The organism is Streptomyces europaeiscabiei, assembly GCF_001550375.1.
GTDB lineage: Bacteria > Actinomycetota > Actinomycetes > Streptomycetales > Streptomycetaceae > Streptomyces > Streptomyces europaeiscabiei.
This window is the reverse complement of record NZ_LRTR01000230.1, coordinates 1-10,737: the sequence shown is the minus strand read 5'-3', so window position 1 is coordinate 10,737 and position 10,737 is coordinate 1. Positions and strand designations below refer to the sequence as shown.

Below are 10,737 nucleotides of genomic sequence, written 5' to 3'. Positions count from 1 at the left end.
GACCCCGCCGCCGAGCGACGGCGGAGGCGGCCCCCCGCCGGCCGCGTAGCCACGGCGAGGAGGCGAAGACCTCGGTTCGCCTACGGCCCGACCGGGTCCGCCGGATGCGGAGCCACCAGCGGCAGCCGGGACGCCAGGCGCTGCTCGCACAGCTCGACCAGGCGGTCGTACCCCGCCTTGCCCATCAGCTCGATCAACTCCGGCCGGTACGAGACGTACACCGGGTCGCCCGCGCCGTGCGCCGAGGTCGCCGACGTGCACCACCAGTGCAGGTCGTGCCCGCCCGGACCCCAGCCGCGGCGGTCGTACTCGCCGATCGACACCTGGAGCACCCGCGTGTCGTCGGGCCGGTCGATCCAGTCGTACGTGCGTCGGACCGGCAGTTGCCAGCAGACGTCCGGCTTGGTCTCCAGCGGTTCGCGGCCCTCCTGGAGCGCCAGGATGTGCAGCGAGCAGCCCGCGCCCCCGGCGAAACCCGGCCGGTTCTGGAAGATGCACGACCCCTTGTACGGGCGGGTCTGGCGGTCGCCGTCCTCGTCCTTGGAGACCCAGCCGGTCTTGGTGCCCACGTCGTGGAACTGCCAGATCTCCGGAGTGAGCCTCGCCACATGTCCGGCGACGCGCTTCTCGTCGTCCTCGTCCGAGAAGTGGGCACCGAGGGTGCAGCACCCGTCGGCCGCGCGACCCGCCTGGATGCCCTGGCAGCCGCTGCCGAAGATGCAGTTCCAGCGGGAGGTCAGCCATGTCAGATCACAGCGGAAGACCTGCTCGTCGTCCGCCGGATCAGGGAACTCCACCCACGCGCGCGCGAAATCGAGCCCCTTCTCGTCCGGCGCGGTGGACTCCGCCGAGCCCTTCGTCGACTTCGGTGGCCTGACCGCCGCCTTCGCCCGCGAAGAGCCGCCGCCCGCGGCCGCTCCCGCTGCCGACTTGTCAGCCTTTGCCTTTTTCGTCTTTGGCACCCGTCCAGGGTACGGCGCCGGAGACCGGATCGAGGACGGTGCACGGCTCGGCTGGCAGTAGCGTTCCGCCCATGAGACTCGGTGTCCTCGACGTGGGATCGAACACGGTGCATCTACTGGTGGTGGACGCACACCCGGGCGCGCGCCCCCTGCCCGCCCACTCGCACAAGGTGGAGCTACGCCTTGCCCAACTCCTCGACGAGGCCGGAGCCATAGATCCCGAAGGGGTCGACAAACTCATAGCCGTCGTCCACGAGGCGCTCCAGGCCGCCGAGGACAAGGGCGTCGAGGAGCTGCTCCCGTTCGCCACCTCCGCGGTGCGCGAGGCCAGCAACGCCGACGACGTCCTTGCCCGGGTCCAGGACGAGACCGGCGTCGAGCTGCAGGTCCTCACCGGCGCCGAGGAGGCCCGGCTGACCTTCCTGGCCGTCCGCCGCTGGTTCGGCTGGTCGGCCGGCAAGCTCCTCGTCCTCGACATCGGCGGCGGCTCCCTGGAGATCGCCTACGGCATAGACGAGGAGCCCGACGCCGCCGCCTCCCTGCCCCTCGGCGCCGGTCGCCTCACCGCCGGCTGGCTCCCCAGCGACCCGGCCACCCCCGACGACATCCGCGCCCTGCGTCGCCATGTCCGGGCCCAGATCGCCCGTACGGTCGGCGAGTTCAGCCGCTTCGGCGCCCCCGACCACGTCGTCGCCACCTCCAAGACCTTCAAGCAGCTCGCCCGCATCGGCGGCGCCGCCCGCTCCACCGACGGGCTCTACGTCCAGCGCGACCTCAAGCGCGAGGCCCTGGAGTCCTGGGTGCCCAAGCTCGCCGGCATGACCACCGCCCAACGCGCGGCCCTCCCCGGGGTCTCCGAGGGTCGCGCCAATCAGATCCTCGCGGGCGCGCTGGTGGCGGAGGCCGCGATGGACCTCTTCCAGGTGGAGACGCTGGAGATCTGCCCGTGGGCGCTGAGGGAGGGCGTGATCCTGCGGCGGCTCGATCACATGGGTACGGCGTAGGCGGCGGGGTGGGCGCGTTGGCCGTCCCGCCGCGGGCCTGAAAAGCAGGGGGTTCAGCCCCTGCTTTTCAGGGGCGCGGGTAACTGCGCGACCAGCCTTCACCGGACCCGCAGCCGTTCTCCTGAGTACCCCCGACGGCGCACGGGCGAGGGCCCCCACGCCCGGCCGACAACCAGACCCAGGCCCACACGACCAAACCCGCCCCGTTAGGCTGTCCCGCGTGGCAGACGTCGTGCGGATCCCGGATGCGAAGGTCGCCCTGTCCACGGCCTCCGTGTACCCGGAGTCGACGGCCACGGCCTTCGAGATCGCCGCGCGTCTGGGCTACGACGGCGTGGAGGTCATGGTCTGGACCGACCCGGTCAGCCAGGACCTGGAGGCCCTGCGCCGCCTCTCGGACTACCACCAGATCCCGATCCTCGCCGTACACGCCCCCTGCCTGCTGATCACCCAGCGGGTGTGGTCCACCGACCCGTGGGTCAAGCTCCAGCGCGCCCAGGCGGCCGCCGAGAAGCTCGGCGCCAGCACGGTCGTGGTGCACCCCCCGTTCCGCTGGCAGCGCCAGTACGCGCGCGACTTCGTCACCGGGATCTGGCGCATGGCGGGCGAGACGGACGTGCGGTTCGCCGTCGAGAACATGTACCCCTGGCGCTACCGCGACCGCGAGATGCTCGCGTACGCCCCCGACTGGGACGTCACGAAGGACGACTACCGGCACTTCACGATCGACCTCAGCCACTCCGCGACCTCCCGCACCGACGCCCTGGAGATGGTCGACCGCATGGGCGACCGTCTCGGCCATGTGCACATGGCGGACGGCAAGGGGTCGGCCAAGGACGAGCACCTCGTGCCGGGCCGCGGCAGCCAGCCCTGCGCCGAACTGCTGGAACGTCTCGCCCTGAGCGGTTTCGACGGCCATGTCGTGATCGAGGTCAACACCCGCCGCGCCATGTCCGCCGCCGAGCGCGAGGCCGACCTTGCGGAGGCCCTCGCCTTCACCCGGCTGCACCTCGCCTCCGCCGTGCGGGTCCCCCGGCCGTGACCTCGGCCACCCCCCGCCGCCGGGGCCGGCCCTCCCGTACGGAGTCGGCCGACACCCCCGCCGCCCGCGACCGCATCCTCGCCGCGGCCCGCGAGGAGTTCTCCGAGCGCGGCTACGACAAGACGTCCATGCGCGGCATCGCCAAGGCCGCCGGGGTGGACTCGGCGCTGGTGCACCACTACTTCGGCACCAAGGACCAGGTGTTCGAGGCGGCCATCACGCTCTCCTTCGCCCCGGCGATGGACGCGCCCCGGATGGTCGAGGAAGGCCCCCTCGACGGTGTCGGCGAGCGGCTCGCCAGGTTCTTCTTCAGCGTCTGGGAGAACCCGGCGACCCGTACGCCCCTGCTCGCGATCGTCCGCTCCGCCGTGAACAACGAGGCCGCCGCCGCCGTCTTCCGCCGCATCGTCGCCACCCAGGTCCTGCGTCGCATCGCCGGCCGCCTGGACGTCCCGGACGCGGAACTGCGCGCCGAGCTGGCCGCCGCCCAGCTGGTGGGCATCGCGATGCTCCGGTACGTGATCAAGGTCGAGCCGCTGGCTTCGGCCGACCCCGAGCAGATCATCGGGAGGGTGGCGCCCGTGGTGCAGGCCCACCTCACCGGACCCGGTCTTCAGGGGCGCGGGGCTGTATAGACGTGCGCTCCACCGCGGGGGCCGGCCGGCCCCCGCCGGAGCCGCAGCCGAAAACCGAGACGGCCATCCCGCATTACGGACAAGCTGTCCAACCCTTGGAGCAACGGGCGTACGCTCGACTCAGTCAGAAGTCTCTGATCGCAGTCTCTGAAGGAGCGAGCGCGATGCCCCAGCTGAGGTCCCGCACAGTCACCCACGGCCGCAACATGGCGGGCGCCCGCGCCCTTATGCGCGCCTCCGGTGTACCGGGCGCGGACATCGGCCGCAAGCCGATCATCGCGGTCGCCAACAGCTTCACCGAGTTCGTGCCGGGCCACACCCACCTCCAGCCGGTGGGCCGCATCGTCAGCGAGGCGATCCGCGAGGCCGGCGGCATCCCGCGCGAGTTCAACACGATCGCCGTCGACGACGGCATCGCGATGGGCCACGGCGGCATGCTGTACAGCCTTCCCTCCCGCGACCTGATCGCGGACAGCGTGGAGTACATGGTCGAGGCCCACTGCGCCGACGCCCTGATCTGCATCTCCAACTGCGACAAGATCACCCCCGGCATGCTGAACGCGGCCCTGCGGCTCAACATCCCGACCGTCTTCGTCTCCGGCGGCCCCATGGAGTCCGGCCGGGCCACGCTCGTCGACGGCACGGTCCGTACGCTCGACCTGGTCGACGCGATCTCCGACGCGGTCAACGACAAGATCTCGGACGAGGACATCCTCCGTATCGAGGAGAACGCCTGTCCGACGTGTGGTTCCTGTTCCGGCATGTTCACGGCCAACTCGATGAACTGCCTCGCGGAGGCCATCGGACTCGCCCTCCCGGGCAATGGCTCGGTCCTGGCCACGCACACGGCCCGCCGGGCGCTGTACGAGAACGCGGGCCGCACGGTGATGGACATCACCCGCCGCTACTACGAGCAGGACGACGAGACGGTCCTGCCCCGCAACGTCGCCACCTTCGCGGCCTTCCAGAACGCCATGGCCCTCGACATCGCGATGGGCGGCTCGACCAACACGATCCTGCACCTGCTGGCCGCCGCCCAGGAGGCGGGCGTCCCGTTCGACCTGGACGACATCAACGAGGTCTCGCGCCGGGTGCCGTGTCTGGCGAAGGTCGCGCCGAACGTCGCCAAGGACCGCACGTACTACATGGAGGACGTGCACCGGGCCGGCGGCATCCCCGCCCTCCTCGGTGAACTGCACCGCGCGGGCCTGCTCAACGAGGACGTGAACTCGGTTCACAGCTCGTCCCTCGCCGACTGGCTGAAGACCTGGGACGTGCGTGGCGGCTCCCCGTCGCCGGAGGCCCTGGAACTGTGGCACGCGGCACCCGGCTGTGTCCGTTCCGCCGAGGCCTTCTCCCAGTCCGAGCGCTGGGAGGCCCTGGACGTGGACGCCGCCGGCGGCTGCATCCGCAGCGCCGAGCACGCGTACTCGAAGGACGGCGGCCTGGCAGTCCTCAAGGGCAACCTCGCCGTCGACGGCTGCGTCGTGAAGACGGCCGGCGTCGACGAGTCGATCTGGACGTTCGAGGGACCGGCGGTCGTCTGCGAGTCGCAGGAGGAGGCCGTCCAGAAGATCCTCATGAAGGAGATCACGGACGGCGACGTCGTCGTCATCCGCTACGAGGGACCCAAGGGCGGCCCCGGCATGCAGGAGATGCTCTACCCGACCTCGTACCTGAAGGGCCGTGGCCTGGGCAAGACCTGCGCGCTGATCACCGACGGCCGCTTCTCCGGCGGCACCTCCGGCCTCTCCATCGGCCACGCCTCGCCCGAGGCGGCCGCCGGTGGCACGATCGCCCTCGTCGAGGACGGCGACCGCATCCGCATCGACATCCCGGGCCGTTCGATCGAGCTGCTGGTCGACGACGCCGAGCTGGCCCGCCGCGAGCAGGCCCTCAACGGCGTCCACGCCCCGAAGAACCGGGAGCGGAAGGTGTCGGCCGCCCTGCGCGCCTACGCCGCGATGGCCACCAGCGCCGACAAGGGCGCGGTGCGCGACATCAGCAAGCTGGGCTGAGCACCGAGCGTCGAGGGCCGCTCCCGTAGGGGGGCGGCCATCAGCCGTGAAGCGGTGAAGCCGTGCGGTGCCGCGGTGGTGCGTCGTCCAGCCGTGCCGGGCCGCGTCACCAGCTGGCCGGGTCGCTCCCGTCCAGCCCGACCACGGTCCCGTCGAGCGCGCCCGCGCAGACGCGGCCGTCGATGATCACGGGCTCGGGCAGCGACCCGGTGACCCGGTCGGAGTCCCCGAGCCGCGACGGCGTGTCCCCGCTGATCCGGCCCTTGAGCAGATCCACCGCCAGCAGTCGTCCGTCGGACGAGGTGAAGTACACATGCCGGTCGTCGGCGACCGGTGCCGAACCCCGCGCGACCCCCGTCTCGGTCCGCCACAGCTGCTTGCGGGCCTTCATGTCGACGGCCACGAGCGAACCCCCCGCGCCGCTCAGCAGGTACACGACGTCATCCCGCACGACCGCGCGGGCCTGTTCGAGCCGCACGGGCAGCGCGAACCGGACCGTCGCCCCGGTGCCGGGGTCGTACCGGACCACGTCGACCGTGTCGGAGAAGGCGCCGCCGATCGCGGTGAGGAAGAGGACGCCGTCCTGGGCCCCCACAGGTTCCAGGCGACCCTCCAGCCGGGTGTCCCACCGCACGTCCCCCGTGTCCGGGTCCACCGCGGTGATCCGTGTCCGCGCCCCCGCCCCCTCACCGGTGACGCTCGCCACGTACGCCGACCGGTCCCCGTCGAACGACGTGAAGTACGCTTCCGGCTGCCCCGGGATCCGCCCGCTCCACAACGTGTCGCCGGTGGCGCCGTCCACGCCGGTGACCGTCCCGTCGGCGGCGGTCAGCAGCAGCGTGCCGCCCACGTACCGCTTGCCGCCGTACGAGGAGATGTCCCGCTCCCACCGCACCTTGCCGGTGCCGGGGTCGAGCGCCTGGACCCGGCGGCCCCGGTCCGTCAGCACCTGCACCAGCCCACCCGACTCGACGGGCGGGTCACCCGTGCCCACCGCACCCGCCCCGTCGACGGTGTGCCGCCACAGCACGCCGCCGTCCGCCGGATCCAGCGCGGAGACCAGCCCCGGCTGCACGCACAGCAGCTTCCCCGCCCCGTACGAGCACTGCGGCGCGCTCTTCTCCTTCGCCGCCGGTCTGGTGGCCCAGGCTTCCAGGGCGGGCGCGGCTGCCGCGGCACCACTGGCCCGCGGCCGGGCCGTATCACCGTCTGACCGCCCCCCGTCACCCTCCAGCGCCCGCACCGAGGCGAACCCCCCACCCACGACGAGCACCAACGAGGCGGCGACCAGCAAGGCTCGCCTGCGCTGCCGGCCACCGGCCCGGCCCCCACGCCCGGAGTGGTCCCGCCCGTCGGACCCGTCACGGCTGCCGCCGGTATCGGCGCCCGTGCCGGGGGCCGAGCCCGCCCCCGTGTCCTTGCCCGCCCATGTGTCCCTGCCCGTGCCCTCACGGGTGTCCTTGTCGGCGGCCTGACCCGGCGAAGACGCCCAACCCGCTCCCTCTCGCTCCCGCCGGGTCGTCACGAAGGTCTGGGTGTCGTACGAGGCGGCCACGGACCGGAGCTCGTGCATCAGCCCGTCAGCCGTGGGCCGGTCCTCGGGCTCCTTGGCGAGGCAGGCGCGGACGAGCGGCGCGAGGTTCTCGGGTACGTCGGTGAGGTCCGGCTCGTCGTGGACGACCTGGTAGGCGACGACGTAGGGGCTGTCGGAGTCGAAGGGCCCGCGCCCGGTGGCCGCGTGCACGGTCACCGAGCCGAGGGCGAAGATGTCGGCGGCGGGCCCGACCTCCCTGGGCCGCCGGAACTGCTCGGGGGCCATGAACGGCGGCGTGCCGATCAACTTCCCGGTCTCGGTGCGCAGTTCACTGTCCTTCGGCCGGGAGATACCGAAGTCGATGACCTTGGGTCCGTCCTCGGCGAGGAGTACGTTGCTGGGCTTGAGATCCCGGTGCACGACACCGGCGCGATGGATGTCGCGCAGGGCCTCCGCGAGCCCGGCCATGAGCCGCCGCAACTGCCCCGGCGGCATGGGCCCGTTCCGCTTGACGTGCTCGGCGAGAGTCGGGCCGGGGATGAAGAGGGTGGCCATCCAGGGCCGGGCGCTGTCGGTGTCGGCATCCACGACCGGCGCGGTGAAGGCGCCGCTCACCTGTCGGGCGGCAGCGACCTCCTGCCTGAAACGCCCTCTGAACTCGGGGTCCTTCGCAAACTCGGCGTGCACCACCTTCACCGCGAGCCGCAGCCCGGAGGTCGAGGTGGCCAGATGGACGACGCCCATGCCACCGGAACCCAGACACGACTCCAGACGGTACTGACCGGAGTACTCGGGAAGTTCCGCTTCCGCTCCCGACCCGGCTCCCCGCTGCGGTGCCATGGGTCCACCCCCGTGCTGTTTCGGCCGCTCGCGCGACGCTCGGAGCCTAGTCGATGACGCGTACGGGACAGAGGCGGCTTGCTAGCCTCCAGGTGCGAAAAACGGACAGGTGTGTGTGTCCTGATTCAGGGGTATCAAAGGGTCCCCATGGCTCGCATGGGGACTAAACGGGGTTTCAAACGGGGGGAGTTCAGCCATGTCTGTCGACCATGTCGAAGAGATCGCGGGGAATGGCGAGGGGGAGGGGATGGCCACGGCGTCGGCCGCGGCTTCGGCCACCGCGGCGACGGTGACGGCAGCCGTTCGCTACTACTCGGTCGCTCCGGGCGTCCGTGTCAATGTCCGCAGCGGCCCGAGCACCAGCTACGGCATCGTGCGCGTCCTCGCCGAGGGCGCCAGGGTGCCGATCTTCTGCCAGACCCCGGGCCAGACCATCAACGGCCCCTACGGCACCACCAACGTCTGGGACAACATCGACGACGGCCAGTACATCTCCGACGCCTACGTCTACACCGGCAGCGACGGCTACGTGGCCGGACGCTGCGGCTGACCCGAGGCGAGGCGAGGCGAGGCGCTGCGACGTGACGCGGCGTGACTGACGTGCTGACGGCGAGACGGTACGGCGCTGACAGCGACGTGGAGCGCCTCTGACGGCGACGCGGCGCGGCGATACGGCGCGGCGGCATGTCGCGACGGCACGGAGATCGCCGCAGTACCCGCGCGGGTACTGCGGCGAAGCCGCCGGGGATCCTTGGGTGGGGCTCCCCGGCACGGGGCCGAGGGCGCGTGGTGTCGCGGTGCGGCGGCCCGACGCCGCCTCAGGGATCACCGCGAAGCCGCCCCGTACCGCCGTGAAGCCGCCGGCCCCGCCTGGCGCCGTCCGATACCCACCACCAGGCCGCCGGACGCCGCTCCCACCTCGCGGCCATAATCGACCCGTGAGCGACATGAACGACACATCGAGGAACAACGAGGCGGAGCTGGAGCAGGAACAGGAGCCGCAAGACACGCAGGAGCTCCAAGCGTCCCAGGCTTCCCAGAAGACCCCCAAGGGCCCTCGCCCCGAACCCATCCGCTTCTTCGGGACGACCTGGCTGAACCATGACGGCAACTACACGGCTCGCCGTGTGACCGTCACCGCCGGCTCGCTCGCCGCCCTGGCCGTTTCCTGCCTGGTGCTGCGCCTGGCCTACGAGGGCCTGCAACTGGCCGCCGTCGGCGGTTTCGTCAGCATCCTGGTCGTCGTCATGTTCGCCACCTGCAGCGCGCTGGCCTTCGGTCACACCTGGGGGGCCTTCACCAAGCGCCCCGACCCGGCCCGCCAGTCCTCCCTGCGAGGCCTCCTCACCATCGGCTTCCTCGGCTCCCTGACCGCCTACTTCCTCCGCTCCCTGAAGGAGGCCCCGGGCGAGTCCCGCAACCGCGAGGAATACACCACGGCCCGCGGGCAGTACGACCGCCGCACAGCCAAGCGCACGAAGAACCCAGCAAAGCGACGTCGGCCCTAGCCGACCGGGGACGCCGCGCCCGACAGGGGCACGGGGAACCGCGCGAGCAACCACGAACCACCCGCACCCGCCACCACACCGCTTCCCCCGAACTCTTGCCGCGCGGGGTCGAAGGGGCGCAGCCCCCGGGGACGGGACGGGCAGGGGCGGAGGGGGCGACCAACCCCTCCCCAACGCCGTCCCACCAAGCCACGATGTTCCCCATGGCCGCCTCCCGCTCCCATCCCTCCCACACCGCCCGAGCCCACTCCTTCAACACCGCCGCAGCCCAGTACGCGGCGAACCGCCCCTCCTATCCACCCACCCTCTTCAACGCCATCGAAGCCTTGGCATCCCGCCCCCTCCCCGGTTCACGCACCGTCGACGTAGGCGCCGGCACCGGCATCTCCACCGGGCTCCTCCACACCCGCGGCGCCCACGTCCTCGCCGTGGAACCCGGCGCCGGCATGGCCGCCCAGTTCCGCCGCACCCATCCCCACATCCCCCTCGTCCGCGGGGACGGCGACGCCCTCCCCGTCGCCACCGCCTCCACCGACTTCCTGACGTACGCCCAGTCCTGGCACTGGACCGACCCCACCCGCTCGGTCCCCGAGGCCCTCCGCGTACTCCGCCCCGGCGGCGCGCTCGCCCTCTGGTGGAACACCCACGCCGTCGACGTCCCCTGGATCGCCGACGCCACCATCCGCATCCACCACTTCCTCGGCGTGGACCCCGACACCCCGATCGAGAAGAGCGGCTCCGGCGCATCCGCCGCCCTCACGGACACAGCGGCCCTCGCCGACACCGCCGGCCGCCTCGACTTCACCCGCCGCCAGATCCGCTGGAGCCGCAGGGTCTCCCTGGACACCCACCTGGCCAACATCGCCAGCCACTCGGGGTTCCTGGTCCTCGGAGAGGAGGCCACCACCGCGTTCCTCACCGAGGAACGAGCCCACCTCCGCAAGCTCTTCCCCACCGAATCCATCGAAGAGACCTACGACGTGGACCTCCTACTGGCCATCCGCCCCTGAACCGTCCCTCCCGACTCCCATCCCCCTCCCGACTCCCATCCCCCGCGATCGCACCCCTGCGCGGTCTCCAACCAGGGGACGAACCCGACGGCGATCACGAGGACACACACCGGGGGCCGCCAGGCGCCACCCGGGCGACATCGCGTGGCACCCCCCCCGCCGATCATCGCCCTCGCAACGGAAG

Annotated in this window: 9 protein-coding genes; 7 read left to right on the top strand and 2 right to left on the bottom strand. The window is 71.8% G+C overall.

All coding sequences use genetic code 11. From position 1 onward, the window contains the following. Positions 1-80: 80 nt before the first annotated feature. On the bottom strand, positions 81-962 hold the full coding sequence (locus AWZ10_RS11240; RefSeq protein WP_046707874.1) for a DUF3109 family protein: 882 nt from the start codon (positions 960-962) through the stop codon (positions 81-83). 71 nt (positions 963-1,033) lie between these two features. Here AWZ10_RS11240 and AWZ10_RS11235 point away from each other — a divergent pair, with 71 nt between their 5' ends. From AWZ10_RS11235 to ilvD, 4 genes are all read left to right on the top strand, one after another. Next, positions 1,034-1,966: a Ppx/GppA family phosphatase gene (locus AWZ10_RS11235; RefSeq protein ID WP_046707873.1), complete on the top strand. Its 933-nt coding sequence runs from the start codon at positions 1,034-1,036 to the stop codon at positions 1,964-1,966. Positions 1,967-2,186: 220 nt separating this feature from the next. Further along, on the top strand, positions 2,187-3,008 hold the full coding sequence (locus tag AWZ10_RS11230) for a sugar phosphate isomerase/epimerase family protein (RefSeq protein WP_046707872.1): 822 nt from the start codon (positions 2,187-2,189) through the stop codon (positions 3,006-3,008). Continuing rightward, positions 3,005-3,643, top strand: a complete 639-nt coding sequence (locus AWZ10_RS11225) for a TetR/AcrR family transcriptional regulator (RefSeq protein WP_046707871.1) — start codon at positions 3,005-3,007, stop codon at positions 3,641-3,643. Before AWZ10_RS11230 ends, AWZ10_RS11225 begins: the two co-directional genes overlap by 4 nt. A gap of 164 nt (positions 3,644-3,807) precedes the next feature. Beyond that, positions 3,808-5,661 carry a dihydroxy-acid dehydratase gene (ilvD, locus tag AWZ10_RS11220; protein WP_046707870.1) on the top strand — a complete coding sequence of 618 codons (1,854 nt, stop codon included), beginning with the start codon at positions 3,808-3,810 and terminating at the stop codon, positions 5,659-5,661. 106 nt (positions 5,662-5,767) lie between these two features. Here ilvD and AWZ10_RS11215 read toward each other — a convergent pair whose 3' ends face one another. After that, on the bottom strand, positions 5,768-8,035 hold the full coding sequence (locus AWZ10_RS11215) for a serine/threonine-protein kinase (RefSeq protein ID WP_060890989.1): 2,268 nt from the start codon (positions 8,033-8,035) through the stop codon (positions 5,768-5,770). A gap of 196 nt (positions 8,036-8,231) precedes the next feature. On the opposite strand from AWZ10_RS11215, the gene AWZ10_RS11210 reads away from it, so the two are divergent. From AWZ10_RS11210 to AWZ10_RS11200, 3 genes are all read left to right on the top strand, one after another. Then, a complete protein-coding gene (locus AWZ10_RS11210) occupies positions 8,232-8,585 on the top strand; it encodes an SH3 domain-containing protein (RefSeq protein ID WP_060890988.1) in 354 nt (117 codons plus the stop codon). Between the two features lie 397 nt (positions 8,586-8,982). After that, positions 8,983-9,543 (top strand): hypothetical protein, encoded by a 561-nt coding sequence (locus AWZ10_RS11205; protein WP_046709469.1) that lies wholly within the window; start codon positions 8,983-8,985, stop codon positions 9,541-9,543. 203 nt (positions 9,544-9,746) lie between these two features. Then, on the top strand, positions 9,747-10,553 hold the full coding sequence (locus AWZ10_RS11200) for a class I SAM-dependent methyltransferase (protein WP_060890987.1): 807 nt from the start codon (positions 9,747-9,749) through the stop codon (positions 10,551-10,553). Positions 10,554-10,737: the final 184 nt, after the last annotated feature.